Raw genomic sequence first — 19,912 nt, 5'->3', positions numbered from 1 at the left:
GCGCGAAAGTGGCGCGGCCGCCGCGCCGGCCTGCCCCCCGCAGGCGGTACGGCGGCCGCGGATCCGGCCGTCAGGAACAGGCGGCGGTGATCTTGCTGGAGAACCCGTTCAGCTTGCCGGTGAACTCCGTCATCTGTGCCACGTCGCCCTTCTCCATGCTCTCGAACCCGGCGGCGAGGTCGTTGAGCGCGGCGGCGACGTCGCCGTCGTACTTGCCGGCGAGCTCCTTGGTCCTGTCGGCGGCGGTGGCGGAGGCGGTGCCGACGGCGTTGGCGTCGGTCGCGTTCTTGGTGACCTCCGAGCTCCAGTCCGTCATGATCTTGCTGGCCTCTTGGGCAGCGGTGTTGCAGTCGACCGCCTGTCCCAGCGCGCCACAGGCGGTGGTCAGGACGGCAAGGGAGAGCGTCGCGGCCGCGACGGCCAGGCGACGGCGAGGGGGAGTCATCTTCCGGTGCCCTTCGTTGGTTGAGCGAACACCGAGAACGTTAGGGCCGGGGCTTGATCTCCACTTGCACCCCGCTAACACCCGGTCCGTCAAGCCGGTGTAAAGCCGTGGAGCAGGACCTGGACGATCTCCTCCGGCTCGGGAAAGGGCAGGTCGAGCAGGCCGCGGTAGGCGACCAGGCCGGTGAACAGGTCGGTGAGGAGCCACAGGTCGGCGTTGGGGGGCAGCTCGCCGCGTTCGATCGCGCGTTCGTAGACCACCCATGACCGCTCCATCCTGGTCCGCATGCCGGTGCGGATGATCTCGGCCACGGCGGGGTCGCGGCCGGCCTCGCCGTAGAGCTGCCTGGCCGTGCGGGAGACCCCTGGGCTGTGCCAGAGGGCGAGCGTGTCGGTCACCACCACCCGCAGGTCGCTCTCCAGCGAGCCGGTGTCGGGGATGGCGACGTGCGTGTTCATGAATCCGGCGAGGGTCTGGAGGAGCATGTCGCGTTTGGTGGGGTAGCGGCGGAACACGCTCGCTCTGCCCACGCCCGCCTCCTCGGCGACGTCGTCCATGGTGAAGTCGAAGCCCCGCGTGAGCACCAACTTGGTGGCGGCCTGTCTGATGCGGTGGTCGACCGTGGGATCGGGCTTGCGGCCGCGCGCGGACATAGTGATACTCCTCGTATCTGATACCCCGAGTCTCACAATCAGGGAGTCTTATGAGAGTAATAGTGGTGGGTGCGGGCGTCGCCGGTCTCGCGCTCGCGCGCGGCCTGCTCGCCGCCGGCCACGACGCCGAGGTGTACGAGGAGTCCCCCGAGCCGCGCACCGCCGGCGGCTCCGTCACGCTCTGGCCCGGCAGCACCGGCATCCTGGAGGAGCTCAAGGCCGACCACGGCCGCGTCGGGCGGCGGCTGGAGACCCTGGAGTCGTGGAGCTCCGACGGCCGCAGGCTGGTCACCGTCGACCTCACGGCCGCCGAGCGCAAGTACGGCCACCCCACCGTCCACGTGGCCCGCGGCGAGCTGGTCGAGCTGCTCGCCGAGGGCGTCCCCGTCACCTATGGAGCCCGTGTCGAGCACGTGGACCCCGGGCGGGCCGAGGCGCGCCTGGCCGACGGGACCACCGTGCGCGGCGACGTCCTCGTGGGCGCGGACGGGCGGCGCTCGGTGGTGCGCGCCGCCCTGTGGGGCGAGGACCGGGCCGAGCTGACCCCCTGGGTGACCTGGCAGGGCTTCACCACCGCGCCGACGTCGCTCACCGGGGGCGGCGCGGCCGTGATGATGGCGGGCCTCGCCGGGCTGTGCGGGCTCATCCCGGCGGGGGAGGGGCGGCTGCTGTGGTGGTTCGACGTGCGTTCGGCGCCCGGCGAGCCGTTCTGGGCGGACGACCCGCGCCTCGCCGAACGGCTGCGCGAGCGCTTCGGCGGCTGGGCCGACCCGGTGCCGGCCGTCCTCGGCTCCCTCTCCGGGTCCTCCCCGGCGCCCGACTTCTTCCCGCACCACCGCCAGCCGATCCCCGAGGTGTGGGGGAGGGGGCCGACGACCCTCGCCGGCGACGCCGCCCACACCATGCCGCCCACCATGGCCCAGGGCGCGAACCAGGCGCTGGAGGACGCCTGGCTGCTCGCCCGCTCGCTGGACGACCTGCGGGGCTACGAGCGCGCCCGCGCGCGGGTCGCCCGCCGCCCGGCCCGGCTGGCCGCCACCGAGCTCACCGACATGCACCGTCCGGCCGCCGGGCTGATCCCCGACCGGCTGGCCACCTGGCTGAACACCGCCTGGCTGCGCCGGGCCAGCACCTACCTCTTGACAGCCTCATGAACGCCAGCTCACGATGTCGCAGATAGAGCAACTCGGTGCGTCATACGCAACAAGGCGGTGTCGGTTGACCACCACGTCGAGCCTCATCCCCACGCTCCCAGGCCGCTCCTACGCCGACCCCGACGTCTTCGCCGACGAGCAGGCCAAGATCTTCGAAAGCCTCTGGTTCTGCGCCGTCCGCGGCGAGGACGTGCCGCGGCCCGGCGCGTTCCGCACCGTCCAGGTGGGCAGGGAGAGCGTGATCGTGGTCCGGGGCCGCGACCACCGCCTGCGCGCCTTCCTCAACGTCTGCCGGCACCGCGGCGCCCGGCTCTGCGAGGAGCCCGCCGGCGAGGTCAGGCGGACGATCCGATGCGCCTACCACGCCTGGTCCTACGACCTCGACGGCCGCCTGGCCGCCGCGCCCAACCTGGCGAAGATGCCCGACATCGACCGCGTCGCCCACGGCCTGATCCCCGTCCACCTGCGCGAATGGCTCGGCTACGCGTGGGTGTGCCTGGCCGCGGAGCCGCCCTCGTTCGAGGAGACCGTCACCGGCGCCGCCACCGAACGGCTCGGCGACCTCGCCGCCATCGAGCGCTACCACGTCGAGGAGCTGGCGCTCGGCCGCCGCATCAGCTACGACGTCAAGGCCAACTGGAAGCTGATCGTCGAGAACTTCATGGAGTGCTACCACTGCGCGACCATCCACCCCGAGCTGGTCGCCGTGCTCCCCGAGTTCGCCGGCGGCTACGCGGCGCAGTACTACGTCGGCCACGGCGCGGAGTTCGCCGAGCGGGTCGAGGGCTTCACCGTGGACGGCGGCCCCGGGTTCGGCAAGCTCCCCGACCTCGCGCGGGAGCAGGACCGCCGCTACTACGCGATCACCGTCAAGCCGCAGGTGTTCGTCAACCTGGTGCCCGACCACGTGATCGTGCACCGGATGTTCCCGCTGGCCGTGGACCGGACGCTGGTGGAGTGCGACTGGCTCTACCACCCCGACGTGGTCGCCTCGGGGGCGGACTTGTCGAGGTCGGTGGAGCTGTTCCACCGGGTCAACGAGCAGGACTTCGACGCCTGCGAGCGCACCCAGCCCGGCATGTCCTCACGGGCCTACCGGGAAGGAGGGGTGCTCGTGCCCAGCGAGCACCACATCGCGCTGTTCCATCAGTGGGTGAACCAGCGCTTGCGCGGGTAGCGCACGGTCAGCGTGCCGTACTTGGCGGCGCCGGTCACCACCACGTGCAGGACGCCGGGCCTCGGGCGGCCGGGGACGTCGGTGGTCGAGACATGGCCCCAGTCGCTGCGGAAGCCGTCCACGTTCGCCGTGCCGCCCTCGGGCAGGATGATCTTGGCAGAGCCGTAGGTCAGGTCGACCTCGATCTCCACCACCGGATGGGGGATGACCGCCTGGGACAGGTCGAGGTCGGCGCTGCCGTACTTCGAGGTGACGCGCAGCCTGCGCGGCACCGCCCAGTCGCCGGAGCGCTTGATGTGATCGCTCTTCGACTCCAGCTCGACCACGTCGTCCTGCGGCGGCGGCTGCTCCGCCGAGGGGAGATCGGTGATGAGGCCGAGCAGGTCGCCGTAGGTCCGCGCGGTCAGGGCCAGCCCGAGCCGGTCCTCCAGCTCGGGCCGCGTGAGGCGGCCCTCGGCGAAGGCGTGCTGGAGCCGGCTGGCAGTGCGCTCACGGTCCTCGTCGGAGACCCGCATGTGCAAATCCGACATGTCTTGAGCATAGGTTCGGCGGGCTCAGAACGGGAGCCGCCGTCCGGAAGGGGTCCGCAGATCGAGGGGGTCCGGCTGCCGGACCGGACGGGGGCGGAGGATCACCTGCACTCTCTTCACACCTATGTGGTACCCAACCCTTTCCCATGAACTCCTCAACCTTGGGTAGCGTGAGGCGTGATGAAATCGGTTGGACCGTTCTCCCACCCCGCGCTGCTCTACCGGAGCGCGGCCGAGTACGTCTCCGCCACCACGGCCTTCGTCCGCGAGGGCCTGGCGGCGGGGGAGCCCGTGGCCGTCGCCGTCCCCGCGCCCGCCCTCGCGCTCATCGCCGCCGGGCTCGGCCCCGACGCCGGCGCCGTCCGGATGCTCGACATGGGTGTCGAAGGCCGCAATCCCGGGCGCATCATCCCCGCCGTCCTCCGCGACTTCGCCGACCGGCACCCCGGCCGGCGGGTACGGATCATCGGCGAGCCGATCTGGGCCGGCCGCCCGGCGACCGCCTACCCCGCCTGCGCGCAGCACGAGGCGCTGATCAACCTGGCCTTCGCCGGGCGCGAGGCCACCATCCTGTGCCCGTACGACGCCGCCGCGCTCGCCCCCGCGATCGTCGAGGAGGCCGCGCGCACCCACCCCGTCCTGCTCGACGCCGAAGGCGAGCGGCCCAGCGGCGACTATGCGCCCGAACGGGTGATCGACGCGCACAACCGGCCGCTGGAGGAGCCCGGCGAGTGCGTCTCCCTGCGCTTCGGCGAGGCCGACCTGCCGGCCGCGCGGCACCTCGCCACCCGGCAGGCCGCCCAGCTGGGCTTCACGGGCGACCGGCTCGACGACATCCGGCTGGTCGTGGCCGAGCTGGGCGCCAACAGTCTCGACCACGGCGGCGGCTCCGGCACGATCAGGGTGTGGGCGACGGCCGACCGGCTGGTGTGCGAGGTCAGCGACCGTGGCCACATCCGCGACCCGCTCGCCGGACGGATCCCCGTCGACCCGCGCGTCCCGGGCTCGCGCGGCCTGCTCATCGTCAACCTGCTCGCCGACCTCGTCCGCGTCCACACCCGGCCGGGCGGCACCGTCGTACGCGCCTACTTCGACCTGCCCTGACGCCGGCCCCTACCGATACCGTTCGACGTCGGCCATGCTCGCGTAGCGCTGCCCGGCCACCGCGTCCGCCGGGACCGCCGCGGCCAGCGCGTCGAGCTGCTCGGCGGTGAGCGTGATGTCGGCGGCGGCGGCGTTCTCCTCCAGATACTTCAGCCGCTTGGTGCCGGGGATGGGCACGACGTCCTCGCCCTGGGCGAGCACCCAGGCCAGCGCGAGCTGCGCCACCGTGACGCCGGCCGCGTCGGCGATCCGCTTGACCTCGGCCACCAGCCGGGCGTTGTGCTCGGCGTTCTCACCGGAGGTGCGCGGGAAGGTGCGGCGGAAGTCGTCCGGGGCCAGCTCGCCCGAAGTGGGCAGCGCGCCGGTCAGCAGGCCGCGGCTGATCGGCGAGTACGCCACCAACGCGACGCCGAGCTCGCGCGCCGCCGGCAGGATCTCCGCCTCCAGGTCCCTGGTGAACAGGGAGTACTCGCTCTGCAGGGCCGCGATCGGGTGCACGGCGGCCGCGGCGCGCAGGGTCGGGGCGCTCACCTCCGACAGGCCGAGGTGGCGGACCTTGCCCTCGCGCACCAGCTCCGCCATGGCGCCGACGGACTCCTCGATCGGCACCTCCGGGTTGCGGCGGTGCATGTAGTAGAGATCGATGTGGTCCACGCCGAGGCGGCGCAGCGAGGCGTCGCAGGCGGCCCGGATGTAGTCGGGGCTGTTCTCGATCGTGCGGGTGTCGCCGTCCCGTTTGATGCCGAACTTGGTGGCCAGCACCACCTCGTCGCGCCGGTCCTTGACGGCCCGGCCGACCAGCTCCTCGTTGGCGCCCCTGCCGTACATGTCGGCCGTGTCGAGGAAGGTGATGCCGAGGTCGAGCGCGCGGTGGATGACCGCGACGGACTCGCTGTCGTCGGCCGGGCCGTAGAACTCGGACATGCCCATGCAGCCCAGGCCGAGCGCGGAGACCTGCGGGCCGCCGGCGCCGAGAGTGCGCTTCTTCATTCCGTCCCCCTGGTTCGTCATGAGTCCAGATTGGCCCCTGGAGCGCGCTCCAAGTCAAACCAGGGACAACCCTGCCCACCCTGAGGGGGCAAACCCTACCCAGGGTCATCTCCTCCCAGGTCAACGCGCTGATCTGGATCTGTCGCTACTTAAGGACTAAGGGGAGCTTCAGGGCTCCTTGGGGTTGATCTCGGATACTCCGCGAAGCCGCGTTCCACGAGCTTAAGAGGCATGAAGGCATTGCTCGTCAGCGGATTCGCGACCATCGGCGCCGGGGCAGGCGCCATGCTCACCCTGCACGCAGAGGCGGGGCTCGACCCCATGCACACCGTGATCAGTGAGTACGCCTGGCAGCAGTCCGGCTGGCTGCTGCCGGCCTCGCTGACGTTGTTCGCGGTGGGCGCGACGCTGATCGCCGAGGCGCTGCGCCGGGCCGGGGGCAACCGCTGGGTCGTGGGGCTGCTGGTGGCCTGGGGCGCGAGCATGTTCCTCATCGGGGCCTTCCCCACCGACCGGCCGGGCGTGCCTCTGTCGTTGTCAGGAGGCATCCACCGCTATGCCGCTTTTGCCGCCTTCCTCATGATGCCTGTCGCCGGGTTGCTGCTGGCCAAGGCCCGGGTCCGGTACGCCCGCTCGATGCGCATCCTGTGCCTGACCGCCCTGGGGGCGCTCGTGCTGGTCGTGATCCCGTACGTGGTGCGCATGTTCGGCCTCCCGCTCACCAACGACGACATCCCCGCCGGGCTCATCCAGCGGACCGTCGTGGTGACCGAGGTGGCCGTGCTGGCGCTGGCCGGGCTGTCGATGCTGCGCCCGGCCGCCCGGCGCGCCCTCGCGGCCCGGCAGGTGATCAGGCAGGCGTGAAACCCGCGGGCAGGGAAAGAGTGCTGGCATGACGATCCTGATTGCGTACGACGGCTCCGACGACGCCAAGGAGGCCATCGCCTTCGCCGGGCGGATGTTCAAGGGCGAGCAGGCCGTCGTGCTGACGGTGTGGGAGCGCCTGGCGATGACCTCGGCGCGGGCCTCGGCCGGCCTCATGATGACCATCGACACCGACGCCGCGGGCGACGAGGCCATCGGCAAGGCGATGGAGGAGCTGGCCAGACGCGGCGCGGACCTGGCCAGGCAGGCGGGCCTCGACGCGACACCGCGCTGCGAGGCCGACGCGGTGGCGGTGTGGGCGGCCATCGTGGACACGGCCGACGAGCTCGACGCCACGCTCATCGTGACCGGCACCCGGGGGCTCGGCGGGGTGCGCTCGCTGCTGCTGGGCAGCACCTCCGACCGCGTGCTGCACCACGCCCACCGCCCGGTCCTGGTGGTCCCCTCCCCGAGGACGGACCCCCGGTCGGAATAGGCCGCTGCGGCTCGCCGGTCCACCCGCTAGCATGGCCGCATGACGATCGCCCAGGTGATGCTGGCCCCCTAGCGGGGTTCATCGGCGACGTCCACGTTGAGGCCCTGCTAGCCGGGGCCTCTCGTCGTGTCCGGGGGCCCCACGGGAAGGCACCCGATGTACATCACGACCACCATCCCTTACGTCAACGCCCGCCCCCACCTGGGGCACGCCCTGGAGCTGGTCCAGGCCGACGTGCTGGCCAGGCACCACCGGCGGCGCGGCGAGCCGGTGCGTTTCCAGACCGGCACCGACGACAACTCGCTGAAGAACGTGCTGGCCGCCGAGGCGGAGGGCGTGCCGGTGCGCGAGCTGGTCGACCGCAACGCCGCCGCGTTCGAGGGGCTGCGCGGGCCGTTGGAGCTGTCGTTCGACGGGTTCATCAGGACCAGCGGTCATCCCGGCCACCGCGCCGGCGTGGAGCGGATCTGGCGGGCCGTCGGGCACGACCTCTACCGGCGGCACTACGACGGGCTCTACTGCGTGGGCTGCGAGCAGTTCTACCCCGCGGGGCCCTGCCCCGACGGTCACGGCGAGCCGCTGCAGGCCGTGTCGGAGGAGAACTGGTTCTTCCGGCTCTCCCGCTACCAGGACGCGCTCGCCGAGCTGATCCGCGGCGGCCGGCTGCGGATCGAGCCGGCCGCGCGGCGCAACGAGGTGCTGGCGTTCGTCGAGGCGGGCCTGGCCGACATCAGCGTCTCGCGCTCGGCCGCCCGCGCCCGCGGCTGGGGCATCCCGGTGCCGGACGACCCCGGCCAGGTCGTGTACGTGTGGTGGGACGCCCTGGCGAACTACGTGACGGCCCTGGAGGGCGGCGACTACGAGCGCTGGTGGGTGCGCGAGCGGCGCAAGGCGCACCTCATGGGCAAGGGCGTGATCAGGTTCCACGCGGTGTACTGGCCGGCGATGCTGCTGTCGGCCGGGCTGCCGCTGCCGACGGACATCCTCGTGCACGACTACCTCACGGTGGACGGCAGGAAGATCAGCAAGTCGGCGGGCGGGGCGGTGGACCCGGTGGCGCTCGTGGCGGCGTACGGGAGCGACGCGGTGCGCTGGTGGCTGCTGCGCGAGGTGCCGCGCGTGGGCGACGCCGACTTCACCGAGGCCCGCCTGATCGCCCGCTACGACGAGGACCTGGCCAACGGCCTCGGCAACCTGGTGAACCGGGTGGTGACGATGGTGTGCAGGTTCCTGGACGGCCACGTGCCCGAGGGCGAGCCGCCCGTGGGCGTGTCCGGCGCGGTGCACGAGGCGCTGGAGGACTTCGACTTCCGCCGCGCCGCCGCGGCCGTCTGGACGCTCGTCGAGGAGGCCAACCGGTACGTCGACCGCGAGCAGCCCTGGAAACAGGCTGGCCCGGCGCGGGAGCGCACGCTCGGCGGCCTCGTCGCCGCCTGCCGCGAGCTCGCCGTACAGCTGGAGCCCTTCCTGCCCACGGCGGCGGCGCGGGTGGCGGCGGCGGTCGGCGGTGACCGGCTGGGCCCGCCCGCGCCGCTCTACCGGAGGCTGTCCGGCGTCGCTCATTGACGGCCGGACGGCCCGACGTCTAGGTTGACGCCAACCGACCAGCCGGTATGGAGGCAGCATGCCCACCGTGCAGACCGTCCGCGGGCCCGTGGACGTCGACGACCTCGGCCAGACCCTGATGCACGAGCACGTCTTCGTGGTGGCCACCGAACATCTCGACAACTACGGCAAGGGCTCATGGTGGGACGAGGAGCACCGGGTCGCGGACGCGGTCACCAAGCTCGGCGCGGTGGCCGCCAAGGGCGTGCGGACCATCGTGGACCCCACCGTGTGGGGTCTCGGCCGCTACATCCCGCGCATCCAGCGCGTCGCCGAGCAGGTGCCCGGGCTGAACATCGTGGTCGCGACCGGCATCTACTCCTTCGAGGAGCTGCCCCACCAGTACGAGCACCGCGGCCCCGGCCTGTTCTTCGACGTCCCCGACCCGATGATCGACGACTTCGTCCGCGACCTGACCGAGGGCATCGCCGACACCGGCGTCAAGGCGGCCTTCCTCAAGTGCGTGGTCGAGCACAAGGGGCTGACGCCCGGCGTGGAGCGCATCTGCCGGGCCGTCGCGCAGGCGCACGTCCGTACGGGGGCGCCGATCACCGTGCACACCAACTCCTTCACCCAGAGCGGCCTGATCGCGCTCGACCTCTTCGCGAAGGAGGGCGTGGACCTGACGAAGGTCGTCGTCGGCCACGCCGGCGACAGCAACGACCTCGACTACCTCATGCGGCTGGCCGACACCGGCGCGACCCTCGGCATGGACCGCTTCGGCCTCGACATCTACAACCCGACGCCGCAGCGGGTGGCCACGATCGCGGCCCTGTGCGGGCGCGGCTACGCCGACCGGATGGTCCTCAGCCACGACGCGGCCTGCTTCATGGACTACTTCGGCGGCGCCTGGGACGACGCGCACAGCGCGCTCGCGCCGAACTGGCGCTACGATCACATTCACGACGACGTATTGGCCGCACTGCTGGACTCGGGTGTGACCGATGACCAGATCGAGCAGATGCTGGTGTTCAACCCGAAGCGCTACTTCTCGTAAAGTGAGTGGATCGGGAGAGCGACGCGGGTAGGTGGAGCTGGGTGACTTCGGAGCAGGCCTTGTCGATCAGCCTCGGACTCCAGGGACCCTGCGTCATCGCGAGGTTGACGGGAGACTTCGACTTCGGCTCGGCGGCCGAGGTGCGTGACCGTGTCACCAAGGCGCTCGATCTCACCCAGCCCCCGATGCTCGTCATCGACATGCAGGCCGTCAGCGTGTGCGACTCCTCCGGGCTGTCCGTGCTGGTCTATCTGCACAAGGCCGTCACCGCCTCGGGCGGGCGGCTGCTGCTGTCGGGGCTCAACGGGCGGTGCGAGCACCTGTTCGCGATCACGGCGCTCGACAAGTTCTTCGACATCCGCCGTACGGCCGAGCTGGCCATCGCCGAGCTCAACGAAGAGGGCAACGCGCCGCCGTTCACCGGGTAGGCAGCACAAGAGCCGGCCCCCCATCGGGGGACCGGCTCCTCGTGCGGGGCTCAGGCGGTGACGAGGAGAGCCAACCCGATGAGCACGGCGACCGGGACGATCCACACCACGGCCTCGAGGGCGAACTCCTTGTACATCTGCTTAAGCCTCCTCTGTGTCGCCCTTATCAGGCACGAACCCCGATAAGGAATGACCGGAACGTCTCTGGGCAGCATAGCCGCCGTCAGGCGGTGACCGCGCCGTCGGAGGCGGAACCGACGGTCCTGACGTACTTCGCCAGCACACCCCGCTCGACCTCGCGCTCCGGCCGCCGCCACGCGGCCCGGCGCGCGGCCAGCTCCTCCTCGGGCACCAGCAGGTCCAGCGTGCCGGCCGCGCTGTCGATCACCACGGTGTCGCCGTCGCGCACCAGCGCGATCGGGCCGCCGTGGTACGCCTCCGGAGTCACGTGCCCGATCACCAGCCCGTGCGAGACGCCGCTGAAGCGCCCGTCGGTGACGAGCGCCACGGACGTGCCGAGCCCGCGCCCGACGAGCGGCCCGGTGATCGAGAGCATCTCGCGCATGCCGGGACCGCCCGCCGGGCCCTCGTAGCGGACCACGATGACGTCGCCCGCCACGATCCGGCCCTCCTGGATGGCGGCGTAGCAGTCGTTCTCGGAGTCGAAGACCCGGGCCGGGCCCTCGTGCCGGAAGTCGTCCTTGCCGCCCAGCTTCAGCACGCAGCCGTCGGGGGCGAGCGAGCCGCGCAGGATCGCCAGCGCGCCGCGCGGCTTGAACGGCCGCGTCACGTCCGCCACGACCTCCTGGCCCGGCCGCTCCTCGGCCTGCGCGGCCACGTCGGCGAGGGTGCGGCCGTCCACCAGCGTCACGTTCTCGCGCAGCAGCCCGGCCTCCAGCAGCCGCCGCGCCACCAGCGAGGTGCCGCCCGCCCGCCACAGGTCCAGCGCCGTGTACGGCCCGCCGCTCGGCTTGAGCCCCGTGATGATCGGCACCCGGCGGCAGACCTCGCCGATCTCGTCGATCACCAGCGGCAGCCCGGCCTCGCGGGCGATGGCCAGCAGGTGCAGGACGGCGTTCGTGGAGCCGCCCATGGCGGCCACCGAGACGATCGCGTTGTGCAGGGCGTCCGAGGTGAGCACCCGGGACGGCCGGGCGTCGCGGGCCAGCGCGTCCATGGCGAGCTCGCCGACCCGCCGCGCCGCGGCGTTCTTCTCCTCCGCCACGGCCGGGATGTCGCCGATCCCGAACGGCGCGAGGCCCAGGAAGTCGGCGACGGAGCCCATGGTGTTGGCGGTGTACTGGGCGGCGCAGGTGCCGGCGCCCGGGCAGGCGTGCCGGGCGAGGTCGTCGAGGTCGGCCTGGTCGAGCCGGCCGACCTCGCGCTCGCCCAGCGCCTCCCACATGTCCTGGATCGTCACGTCCCGGCCGCGCCACCGGCCCGGCATCATGGTGCCGCTGTAGAGCACCACGGACGGCACGTCCAGCCGGGCCAGCGCCATGATCGCGGCCGGCACGGTCTTGTCGCAGCCCACGATCGCCACCAGGGCGTCGAAGCCGTGCGCGCGGCCCATAAGCTCGATCGAGTCGGCGATGACCTCCCGGCTGACCAGGGACGCGCGCATGCCCGGGGTGTGCATGGTGAGGTTGTCGGAGACCGCGATGGTGTTGAACTCCATCGGCGTGCCGCCCGCCGCCCGCACGCCCTCGGCGACGTGCGCGGCCAGCTCGCGGTGGGTGAGGTTGCACGGCATGGTGCCGGTCCAGGTGGAGGCGATGCCGACCACGGGCCGGCGCTGCTCCTCCTCGGACAGGCCCATGGCGTACAGGTGGGAACGGGCGGGTGCGCGGTCGGGATCGTCGGCGATGCTCAAGGGGGTCCTCCCGATGTACGGTTGTCGCCCCCTTATGATCCCCGACGGCGTCTCACTGCTCCCGCATGCCCCAGGGGGAGCCGTACTCGACCAGCAGGTCCAGGAACGGGCGCGGCTCGAACGCCTCGGGGCCCAGCACGCCGGCGCCCTTCCACGTCCCGTCCGCCAGCAGCTCAAGGGCGATCACCGGGTTGACGGCGGTCTGCCAGACGACGGCCTGGGAGCCGTACTCGCGCATCGACCACTGGTTGTCCACCACGTGGTAGAGGTACACCTCGCGCGGCCGGCCGTCCTTGACGCCCTTCACCCACGTCCCGGCGCAGGTCTTGCCGTGCATCAGCGCGCCCAGCTCGGCCGGGTCGGGCAGGACGGCGGCCACCACGTCGCGCGGTGACACCCGTACCGTCGCGCCGCCGTCGCCGCGCACCGGGACCGGCTCGGTGCGGTCCACGCCGAGCGCGTGCAGGGTCTTCAGCGTGTCGATGAACTCCTCGCCGAGGCCGTACTTGAAGGTGACCCGGCGGGCGTCCACCCAGCGGGGGACCAGCAGGACCTCCTCGTGCTCGACGTTGACGCACTCGACCGGGCCGATGCCCTCGGGGAAGTCGAAGATCTCGGGCTCGCTGAAGGGCTCGGTCGTGTACCAGCCTCGGTCCTTCTCGTAGATGACCGGCGGGTTGAGGCACTCCTCGATGGTGGTCCAGATGGAGAACGACGGGGCGAAGTCGTAGCCGTCGACGGTGAGGTTGGCGCCGTCCCTGATGCCGATCTCCTCGATCTCGTCGAAGAGGTCGTCGGCGGCGTAGCGGGCGAAGACGTCGGCGAGGCCGGGCTCGACGCCCATGCCCACCAGCGCGAGGCGGCCGGAGGCGGCCCATTCGGGCGCGCGGGCGAACTGCTCGTCGCCCAGCTTGACCCCCACCTCCTCGTACGGCCGCTCGGGGTGCGGCCTGGACATCGACATCGCCATGTCGAGGTAGTCGGCTCCGGCCGCGAGCGCCGCGTCGAACAGCGGCAGCACGAATCGCGGGTCGGTGGCGTTCAGCAGCACGTCGCAGTCGTGCTCGCGGAGCAGGGCGGTGACGGCGTCGCGGTCGGCGGCGTCCACCTTGACCGGCGTGAACCGGCCTGCGTCGGGGCCCAGCGCGGCGACGGCCGCCTTGGCGCGGGGCAGGTCGTAGTCGGCGACGAGCATGTGGTCGAAGAAGGTGCGGCGGGCGGCGATCCGTGTGATGGCGGTTCCCACCCCGCCGGCTCCCACGAGAAGGATACGCATAACGAAAAAATCCCCTTTGGATGCTTTTGGGGGGCTGTGTCGCTAATCCAACTGCACTACGCTCATCAACGTCAATGGCGTTGGCATAAGGAAGGGCACGCGATGGCGAAGCGGGTGGTGCCGGAGACGGCACGCAGGCGGCGGCGGCCGACCAAACAAGGGCAGGTCCTGACCCATCAGCTCATCGTGGAGACGGCGCTGCGCATGCTGCGCGAGCACGGCGCCGCCGGCCTCACCGCCCGCCGCCTCGGCCTCGCCCTCGGCGCCGACGCCAGCACCGTCTACCGCTACTTCCGCGGCATGGACGACCTCGTCCTCGCCATCGCCGACGAGCTGTTCGGGCACGCCGTGGAAGGCTGGTCGCCGAGCGGGGACTGGCGGGCCGACCTGCGCGAGCTCGGGCTGCGCATCCACAACGCCTACCTGACGCACCCGCAGGCCGCCGTCCTCACCGCCAGCCGCGTCACCGGCCTCCCCCAGGAGGTCGCCACGGACGAGATCATCCTCGGCATCCTGCGCGGGGCCGGCTTCCCCGACGCCGACGCGGTCCGCATCTACCACGCCTTCATCGACCAGAGCCTCGCCTTCTCGATCCTGGACGCCGCCACCCTCGCCCTGCCGCCGGCCGCCCGCGAGGCCGACGAGGAGGTCTGGCGCGACACCTACGCCCGCCTGCCCGCCACCACCCACCCCCACATCGCCGCGACCGCCCCGCTGCTGGTCGCCCGCATGAACGACAGCGCCTACCCGACCGCGCTCGACATGCTGCTGGCGAGCGCATCAGCCCAGCTCAGGGGGTAGAAGGGCGGTGTGCCTGAGGGACATCTGGTTCACCGCCACGCCGACGAGCAGCAGGCGGCACTGAGCGGGCGCGTCGTCCACGCCTCCGGGCCGCAGGGCCGCTTCGACGCGCGGCCCTACGACGGGCGCACGCTGACCGCCGTCGAGGCCCTGGGCAAGCACCTGCTGTACCACTTCGAGGACGCCCCCGCGATCCACGTGCACCTCGGCATGCGCGGCATCTTCCTGCGGTACGACGGCCCCGCGCGCGAGCCCCGGCGCGGGACGCGGCTGCGGCTGGCCGCGGACGACGTGGCCTTCGACCTGATCGCGCCCATCCAGTGCGAGGCGTACAGCCCTCGCGAGGTGGCCGCGCTGCGGGCCTCGCTCGGGCCCGACCCGCTGCGGGCCGACGCCTCCAGGGGCGAGGCCGTACGGCGGCTGACCGCGTTCGGCGGGCCGGTCGGCGCGGCGGTGCTGGACCAGAAGGTGTGGGCGGGCATCGGCAACGCCTGGCGGGCCGAGCTGCTGTTCCTCGTCGGCCTGCATCCCGCCGCCAAGGGCGTCGGCGCGGAGGGCGCCGGGCGGCTGTGGGACACCGCGGCCACGTACCTCGCCCTGGGGCGCGACGCCGGGCAGGTCGTCAGCGACCCCGAACGGCCCGACGAGCGCTGGGTCTACCGCCGCGAGCACTGCCGCCGATGCGGCGCACCCGTCCTGACCTGGGAACTCGCGTCCAGGACCGCATACGCTTGTCCCGTGGACCAGCCAGGGAAGGGGTGAACATGCGGACACAGCCGCTCCTCGACATCCGGCGCGTCTACGTCGAGCCGGAGGCGGCCCGGCTGCCGCGCGGGCAGGAGATCCTCGCCCGCTTCCCCGAGGCCGAGCTGGTCGAGGTGGGCAGCCACCACCGCATCCCCGAGCTGTACGGCGACGAGACCAACGTCAACCGCTGGGTGCGCATCAAGACCGAGGCGCTGGTCCTCGGCGTCAAGAAATCGCTCACCGCCCGGCCCAACGACCGCTCCGCCGACTTCATCGCGCCCTCCACCGCCAACGGCTGCGCGATGGCCTGCGCCTACTGCTACGTGCCGCGCCGCAAGGGCTACAGCAACCCGATCACGGTGTTCGCCAACATCGACCAGATCCTCGGGTACGTCCGCCGCCACGCCGGCCGCCAGGGCGTCAAACCGGCGCCCAACCAGGCCGACCCGCGCGACTGGATCTACGACATCGGCGAGAACTCCGACTGCTCGCTCGACGCCACCATCTCCGAGAACGTACGCGACCTGGTCCGGCTGTTCCGCGACCTGTCCAACGCCAAGGCCAGCTTCGCCACCAAATACGTCAACCGCGACCTGCTCGACTGGGACCCGCGAGGCCGCACCCGCGTCCGCTTCAGCCTCATGCCGACCGCCGACTCCAAGCTGCTCGACATCCGCACCTCGCCCATCGCCGAGCGCCTGGCCGCCATCGACGACTTCGTCGCCGCCGGCTACGAGGTGCACGTCAACCTCAGCCCCGTCGTGGTGCGGGACGGCTGGCTGGAGAGCTGGGCCGAACTGCTCGACCAGCTCGACGCCGCCCTCGGCCCGCGGGCGAAGGCCCAGCTCGCCGCCGAGGTGATCTTCCTCACCCACAACGACCGGCTGCACGAGGTCAACCTGGGCTGGCACCCGAAGGCGGAGGAGGTGCTGTGGCGGCCGGAGCTGCAGCAGGCCAAACGGTCACAGACCGGCGGCTGGAACGTCCGCTACCGCACCGGCCAGAAGGGCCGGTACGTCGCCGCGCTCACCGAGCTGATCGCGGCGAGGCTGCCGTACTGCCGCGTCCGGTACGCCTTCTGACTCAGCCCTCCTGCGGGCCCTGGTCGGGCCGGTCCTGGGCGAGTTCGGCCCGGGCGAGTTCGGCCTGGGCGAGGCGTTTGCCGAGGCCGGCCAGCGACTCGTCGGCCATCAGCGCGGCCAGGCGCGGCGCGTCCTCGTCGATCCGGCGCGACACCGCCGGCTGGTCACCGTTGAACCGCGTCCACGCCCGCACCACCTCCGGCATCGCGGCGATCGCCGCGTCCGACAGGATCGCCTCGCGTGGCAGCCACGAGGTGAGGAACCGCGACACCCGGTCCGGGCTCCACCACAGCGGATGGTCCCCGACGAACTCCCGCAGCTTCCCGAACGCCTCCCGCGCCCCCGGCAGCTCCGGCAGGCCCTCCAGCTCCGCGAACCGCTCGGCCGTGTCGTCGCCGGCTCCCCGCACCAGCCCCGGCACGCTCCGCGTCCGCGCCACCGCCAGCGCGCGCACGCCCGGCAGGGTGTCGGCCACCTCCGCCCCGAGCAGGCGGTCACCCAGCTCGAACGCGTCCAGCACCCGCCCCGCGACCACCCCGGGCTCCGCCGCCGCCAGCCCCAGATCGTCGAGGAACTTCACCTCCTCGACCACGGCGTCCACCGCCAGGCCGCCGTGCGGCTGGTCGATGCCGACGACCAGGACGTGCGGCTCCTTGCCGTTCTCGTAGCGGAAGCTGAGCGCCGCGAGGATCTGCTCGCCGTACGGGTCGGCCCTGCCGTACCAGGCGCCTTCGCAGGCCACCCGCCCCATCCGTCCCGCCCAGCCCGGCAGCGCGTCCAACGCCCCTTCGGCGGCCCGCCCGAACACCGACGCGCCCGCCGCGAGGGGCCCACCCGACTCCGCGACGTCGTCGTCCTGGGCTGGAGGCGCCACCGCCGCGAGGGCCGCGAGCGTCAGCCGCGCCTCCGCGCCGCCGTCGCCGGCCAGCTCGCGGAGCAACGGCTCCACCTGCTCCGGCTCCAGGTCCGCCAGCAGCCGGGCCGCCCATAGCTCGGTCCTGAGCGGGGAACGCCACCTGAGCAGGTCGCGGGCCTGCGCGATCGCCGTCCTGAACGTCGAAGTGCTCACCCTCCGACCGTAGCCCCCGCACCGCCCCCGCCGCGCCCCCGGGTGGCCGAACCCCCAAGCACGAGAGCGGCCACCTCGTCGTTGTCGAGGTGGCCGCCCTCAGGTGAGTTTTCCGGCGGTGGGTCCTCTAGCGGCGGTCGTCGCCGGTGAGGCCCGCCTTGCGGAGGGCTTCGGCCATGGCGCCCGTCGGGGCGGGGCTCTGACGGCGCTGGCCACCGCCACGCTGGCCGCCCTGGCCCCGGCCGCCGTCACCGCGTCCGCCGTCGCCGCCGCGCCGGCTGTCACGACCGCCCTGGCCGCCCTGACCGCCCTGGCCACCTTGACCGCCCTGGCCCCGGTCGCCGCGCCCGCCGTCACCGCGAGCGCCGTCCCCACGGCCCTGGCCGCGTCCGCCGTTGCCCCGGGCGCCGTCCCCTCGGGCGCCCTCACCCCGGGCGCCGTTGGAGCGGCGGGAGCCGTCGGACTGGGCGGCGGCGTCGTCCTCCAGGCGCAGGGTCAGGGAGATGCGCTTGCGCGGGATGTCGACGTCCAGCACCTTCACCCGGACGATGTCCCCCGGCTTGACCACGTCACGCGGGTCCTTGACGAACGTGCGGGACATGGCCGACACGTGCACCAGGCCGTCCTGGTGGACGCCGACGTCGACGAAGGCGCCGAAGGCGGCGACGTTCGTGACCACGCCCTCCAGGATCATCCCGGACGACAGGTCGGAGATCTTCTCGACGCCTTCCTTGAACGTGGCGGTCTTGAAGGCGGGACGCGGGTCGCGGCCCGGCTTCTCCAGCTCGCGCAGGATGTCGGTGACCGTCGGCAGGCCGAAGGTGTCGTCGGTGAAGTCGTCCGGCCGCAGGGAGCGCAGGGCGGCGGTGTTGCCGATCAGCGACTTGAGGTCGGACTTGACCGAGCCGAGGATGCGGCGGACCACCGGGTAGGACTCGGGGTGCACGCTCGACACGTCGAGCGGGTCGTCGCCGCCGCGGATGCGCAGGAAGCCCGCGCACTGCTCGAACGCCTTCGGGCCGAGCCGCGGCACCTCCTTGAGCGCGGTGCGGGTGCGGAACGGGCCGTTGGCGTCGCGGTGCCTGACGATGCTCTCGGCGAGCGTGGAGCCGATGCCCGACACGCGCGTGAGCAGCGGCGCCGAGGCGGTGTTGACGTCGACGCCGACGGCGTTGACGCAGTCCTCGACCACGGCGTCGAGCGAGCGCGACAGCTTGGTCTCGGCCAGGTCGTGCTGGTATTGGCCGACGCCGATCGACTTGGGGTCGATCTTGACCAGCTCGGCCAGCGGGTCCTGGAGGCGGCGGGCGATGGAGACCGCGCCGCGCAGCGACACGTCGAGCTCGGGCAGCTCCTGCGAGGCGTACGCCGACGCGGAGTAGACCGACGCCCCCGCCTCCGACACCACGATCTTGGTGAGCCCCGGCATGTGCTTGCACAGCTCGCCGGCCAGCTTGTCGGTCTCGCGGGAGGCGGTGCCGTTGCCGATGGCGATGAGCTCGACCCCGTGCCGCTGGGCGAGCGCGCCGAGCACGGCGAGCGACTGGTCCCACTGACGCTTGGGCTCGTGCGGGTAGATGGTGGCGGTGTCGACGACCTTGCCGGTGGCGTCGACAACGGCGACCTTGACGCCGGTGCGCAGACCGGGGTCGAGCCCCATCGTCGTACGGGTGCCGGCCGGCGCGGCGAGCAGCAGGTCGCGCAGGTTGGCGGCGAAGACCCGCACCGCCTCGTCCTCGGCCGCCTGCCAGAGCCGCATCCGCAGGTCGATGCCCAGGTGGACGAGGATGCGGGTGCGCCAGGCCCAGCGCACGGTCTCGTTGAGCCACTTGTCGGCAGGGCGGCCCTGGTCGGAGACGCCGAACCGGGAGGCGATGCGCAGCTCGTAGTCGGGGCTGTCGTCGGGCTCCAGGGCGACGCTGAGGATCTCTTCCTTCTCGCCGCGGAACATCGCGAGGATGCGGTGGGAGGGCAGTTTGGTGAACGGCTCGCCGAACTCGAAGTAGTCGGAGAACTTGGCCCCCGCCTCCTCCTTGCCCTCGCGCACCTTGGACACCAGCCGCCCGCGCGTCCACAGCTGCTCGCGCAGGCCGCCGATGAGGTCGGCGTCCTCGGCGAAGCGCTCGATGAGGATGGCCCGCGCGCCCTCCAGCGCCGCGCCCGCGTCGGCCACGCCCTCGGTGACGAAGCCCGCGGCCTCGGCGGCCGGGTCGAGGGTCGGGTCGGCGAGCAGCCGGTCGGCCAGCGGCTCCAGCCCGAGCTCGCGGGCGATCTGCGCCTTGGTGCGCCGCTTGGGCTTGTAGGGCAGGTAGATGTCCTCCAGGCGGGCCTTGGTCTCGGCCGCCATGATCTGCTCGCGCAGCGCGTCGTCGAGCTTGCCCTGGGACTCGATGGACTCCAGGATCGCGGTGCGGCGCTCCTCCAGCTCGCGCAGGTAGCGCAGCCGCTCCTCCAGCGTGCGCAGTTGCGCGTCGTCGAGCGCGCCGGTGACCTCCTTGCGGTATCGCGCGATGAACGGCACGGTCGCGCCGCCGTCGAGCAGTTCGACGGCCGCCTGCACCTGGCCGTCGCGTACGCCGAGCTCCGCGGCGATCCGCTGGTGAATAGAGAGCACTTGCCTG

At 72.3% G+C, this 19,912-nt stretch carries 19 protein-coding genes; 11 read left to right on the top strand and 8 right to left on the bottom strand.

Annotated features, from left to right (window positions below):
- Positions 1-70 precede the first annotated feature (70 nt).
- Both BMW85_RS06100 and BMW85_RS06095 read right to left on the bottom strand, forming a co-directional pair.
- Complete coding sequence (locus BMW85_RS06100; RefSeq protein WP_091077963.1) at positions 71-445, bottom strand: DUF8711 family protein; 375 nt, start codon at positions 443-445, stop codon at positions 71-73.
- A gap of 89 nt (positions 446-534) precedes the next feature.
- Complete coding sequence (locus BMW85_RS06095) at positions 535-1,098, bottom strand: TetR/AcrR family transcriptional regulator (protein WP_091077962.1); 564 nt, start codon at positions 1,096-1,098, stop codon at positions 535-537.
- Between the two features lie 50 nt (positions 1,099-1,148).
- Between BMW85_RS06095 and BMW85_RS06090 the strand changes: the two genes are divergently transcribed.
- Both BMW85_RS06090 and BMW85_RS06085 read left to right on the top strand, forming a co-directional pair.
- On the top strand, positions 1,149-2,252 hold the full coding sequence (locus tag BMW85_RS06090; RefSeq protein ID WP_091077959.1) for an FAD-dependent oxidoreductase: 1,104 nt from the start codon (positions 1,149-1,151) through the stop codon (positions 2,250-2,252).
- Positions 2,253-2,316: 64 nt separating this feature from the next.
- Positions 2,317-3,429 carry an aromatic ring-hydroxylating oxygenase subunit alpha gene (locus BMW85_RS06085; RefSeq protein WP_177240513.1) on the top strand — a complete coding sequence of 371 codons (1,113 nt, stop codon included), beginning with the start codon at positions 2,317-2,319 and terminating at the stop codon, positions 3,427-3,429.
- Here BMW85_RS06085 and BMW85_RS06080 read toward each other — a convergent pair.
- Positions 3,399-3,959, bottom strand: coding sequence for a DUF1707 SHOCT-like domain-containing protein (locus tag BMW85_RS06080; RefSeq protein ID WP_245774649.1), 561 nt, complete (start codon positions 3,957-3,959; stop codon positions 3,399-3,401). The genes BMW85_RS06085 and BMW85_RS06080 overlap by 31 nt on opposite strands.
- A gap of 180 nt (positions 3,960-4,139) precedes the next feature.
- Between BMW85_RS06080 and BMW85_RS06075 the strand changes: the two genes are divergently transcribed.
- Complete coding sequence (locus BMW85_RS06075) at positions 4,140-5,063, top strand: sensor histidine kinase (RefSeq protein WP_091077952.1); 924 nt, start codon at positions 4,140-4,142, stop codon at positions 5,061-5,063.
- Between the two features lie 9 nt (positions 5,064-5,072).
- On the opposite strand, the gene BMW85_RS06070 is transcribed toward BMW85_RS06075, so the two are convergent.
- The gene (locus tag BMW85_RS06070) at positions 5,073-6,053 is read right to left on the bottom strand and encodes an aldo/keto reductase (RefSeq protein WP_091077949.1); all 981 of its coding nucleotides are present in this window, start codon (positions 6,051-6,053) and stop codon (positions 5,073-5,075) included.
- Between the two features lie 231 nt (positions 6,054-6,284).
- Between BMW85_RS06070 and BMW85_RS06065 the strand changes: the two genes are divergently transcribed.
- The 5 genes from BMW85_RS06065 (at position 6,285) to BMW85_RS06045 (ending at position 10,443) form a co-directional block, all read left to right on the top strand.
- The gene (locus tag BMW85_RS06065; RefSeq protein ID WP_091077946.1) at positions 6,285-6,917 is read left to right on the top strand and encodes a DUF998 domain-containing protein; all 633 of its coding nucleotides are present in this window, start codon (positions 6,285-6,287) and stop codon (positions 6,915-6,917) included.
- Positions 6,918-6,945: 28 nt separating this feature from the next.
- The gene (locus BMW85_RS06060; protein WP_091077945.1) at positions 6,946-7,413 is read left to right on the top strand and encodes a universal stress protein; all 468 of its coding nucleotides are present in this window, start codon (positions 6,946-6,948) and stop codon (positions 7,411-7,413) included.
- 156 nt (positions 7,414-7,569) lie between these two features.
- Positions 7,570-8,979, top strand: coding sequence for a methionine--tRNA ligase (metG, locus tag BMW85_RS06055; protein ID WP_091077942.1), 1,410 nt, complete (start codon positions 7,570-7,572; stop codon positions 8,977-8,979).
- A 58-nt stretch (positions 8,980-9,037) separates the two neighbouring features.
- Positions 9,038-10,015 carry a phosphotriesterase family protein gene (locus BMW85_RS06050; RefSeq protein ID WP_091077940.1) on the top strand — a complete coding sequence of 326 codons (978 nt, stop codon included), beginning with the start codon at positions 9,038-9,040 and terminating at the stop codon, positions 10,013-10,015.
- Between the two features lie 41 nt (positions 10,016-10,056).
- Positions 10,057-10,443 carry an STAS domain-containing protein gene (locus BMW85_RS06045; RefSeq protein WP_177240512.1) on the top strand — a complete coding sequence of 129 codons (387 nt, stop codon included), beginning with the start codon at positions 10,057-10,059 and terminating at the stop codon, positions 10,441-10,443.
- Between the two features lie 223 nt (positions 10,444-10,666).
- Here BMW85_RS06045 and ilvD read toward each other — a convergent pair whose 3' ends face one another.
- Together ilvD and BMW85_RS06035 are read right to left on the bottom strand one after the other, a co-directional pair.
- Positions 10,667-12,316, bottom strand: a complete 1,650-nt coding sequence (ilvD, locus tag BMW85_RS06040) for a dihydroxy-acid dehydratase (RefSeq protein WP_091077935.1) — start codon at positions 12,314-12,316, stop codon at positions 10,667-10,669.
- A gap of 52 nt (positions 12,317-12,368) precedes the next feature.
- A complete protein-coding gene (locus BMW85_RS06035; protein ID WP_091077933.1) occupies positions 12,369-13,592 on the bottom strand; it encodes a saccharopine dehydrogenase family protein in 1,224 nt (407 codons plus the stop codon).
- Positions 13,593-13,694: 102 nt separating this feature from the next.
- Here BMW85_RS06035 and BMW85_RS06030 point away from each other — a divergent pair, with 102 nt between their 5' ends.
- From BMW85_RS06030 to BMW85_RS06020, 3 genes are read left to right on the top strand one after another with little or no spacing between them, the layout of a single operon-like run.
- Positions 13,695-14,393 carry a TetR/AcrR family transcriptional regulator gene (locus tag BMW85_RS06030; protein WP_091077931.1) on the top strand — a complete coding sequence of 233 codons (699 nt, stop codon included), beginning with the start codon at positions 13,695-13,697 and terminating at the stop codon, positions 14,391-14,393.
- 9 nt (positions 14,394-14,402) lie between these two features.
- Positions 14,403-15,155 carry a DNA-formamidopyrimidine glycosylase family protein gene (locus BMW85_RS06025; RefSeq protein WP_091077929.1) on the top strand — a complete coding sequence of 251 codons (753 nt, stop codon included), beginning with the start codon at positions 14,403-14,405 and terminating at the stop codon, positions 15,153-15,155.
- Between the two features lie 2 nt (positions 15,156-15,157).
- Positions 15,158-16,222, top strand: coding sequence for a spore photoproduct lyase family protein (locus tag BMW85_RS06020; RefSeq protein WP_091077926.1), 1,065 nt, complete (start codon positions 15,158-15,160; stop codon positions 16,220-16,222).
- A 1-nt stretch (position 16,223) separates the two neighbouring features.
- Here the strand turns inward: BMW85_RS06020 and BMW85_RS49295 are convergent, their stop codons facing one another.
- Complete coding sequence (locus tag BMW85_RS49295; protein WP_091077925.1) at positions 16,224-17,291, bottom strand: hypothetical protein; 1,068 nt, start codon at positions 17,289-17,291, stop codon at positions 16,224-16,226.
- Positions 17,292-17,418: 127 nt separating this feature from the next.
- Positions 17,419-19,905, bottom strand: coding sequence for a Tex family protein (locus BMW85_RS06010; RefSeq protein WP_091077922.1), 2,487 nt, complete (start codon positions 19,903-19,905; stop codon positions 17,419-17,421).
- Positions 19,906-19,912 lie beyond the last annotated feature (7 nt).

The sequence above is a fragment of the Nonomuraea wenchangensis genome (genome assembly GCF_900111685.1).
Lineage (GTDB): Bacteria > Actinomycetota > Actinomycetes > Streptosporangiales > Streptosporangiaceae > Nonomuraea > Nonomuraea wenchangensis.
This window is presented reverse-complemented; position numbering and strand designations above follow the sequence as displayed.

What these genes read in the sequence shown, in the direction of transcription:
- BMW85_RS06100 (WP_091077963.1), bottom strand. Translation starts at nt 445, where the DNA reads ATGACTCCCCCTCGCCGTCGCCTGGCCGTCGCGGCCGCGACGCTCTCC.
- BMW85_RS06095 (WP_091077962.1), bottom strand. Translation starts at nt 1,098, where the DNA reads ATGTCCGCGCGCGGCCGCAAGCCCGATCCCACGGTCGACCACCGCATC.
- BMW85_RS06090 (WP_091077959.1), top strand. Translation starts at nt 1,149, where the DNA reads ATGAGAGTAATAGTGGTGGGTGCGGGCGTCGCCGGTCTCGCGCTCGCG.
- BMW85_RS06080 (WP_245774649.1), bottom strand. Translation starts at nt 3,959, where the DNA reads ATGTCGGATTTGCACATGCGGGTCTCCGACGAGGACCGTGAGCGCACT.
- BMW85_RS06075 (WP_091077952.1), top strand. Translation starts at nt 4,140, where the DNA reads ATGAAATCGGTTGGACCGTTCTCCCACCCCGCGCTGCTCTACCGGAGC.
- BMW85_RS06070 (WP_091077949.1), bottom strand. Translation starts at nt 6,053, where the DNA reads ATGAAGAAGCGCACTCTCGGCGCCGGCGGCCCGCAGGTCTCCGCGCTC.
- BMW85_RS06065 (WP_091077946.1), top strand. Translation starts at nt 6,285, where the DNA reads ATGAAGGCATTGCTCGTCAGCGGATTCGCGACCATCGGCGCCGGGGCA.
- BMW85_RS06060 (WP_091077945.1), top strand. Translation starts at nt 6,946, where the DNA reads ATGACGATCCTGATTGCGTACGACGGCTCCGACGACGCCAAGGAGGCC.
- metG (WP_091077942.1), top strand. Translation starts at nt 7,570, where the DNA reads ATGTACATCACGACCACCATCCCTTACGTCAACGCCCGCCCCCACCTG.
- BMW85_RS06050 (WP_091077940.1), top strand. Translation starts at nt 9,038, where the DNA reads ATGCCCACCGTGCAGACCGTCCGCGGGCCCGTGGACGTCGACGACCTC.
- BMW85_RS06035 (WP_091077933.1), bottom strand. Translation starts at nt 13,592, where the DNA reads ATGCGTATCCTTCTCGTGGGAGCCGGCGGGGTGGGAACCGCCATCACA.
- BMW85_RS06030 (WP_091077931.1), top strand. Translation starts at nt 13,695, where the DNA reads ATGGCGAAGCGGGTGGTGCCGGAGACGGCACGCAGGCGGCGGCGGCCG.
- BMW85_RS06020 (WP_091077926.1), top strand. Translation starts at nt 15,158, where the DNA reads ATGCGGACACAGCCGCTCCTCGACATCCGGCGCGTCTACGTCGAGCCG.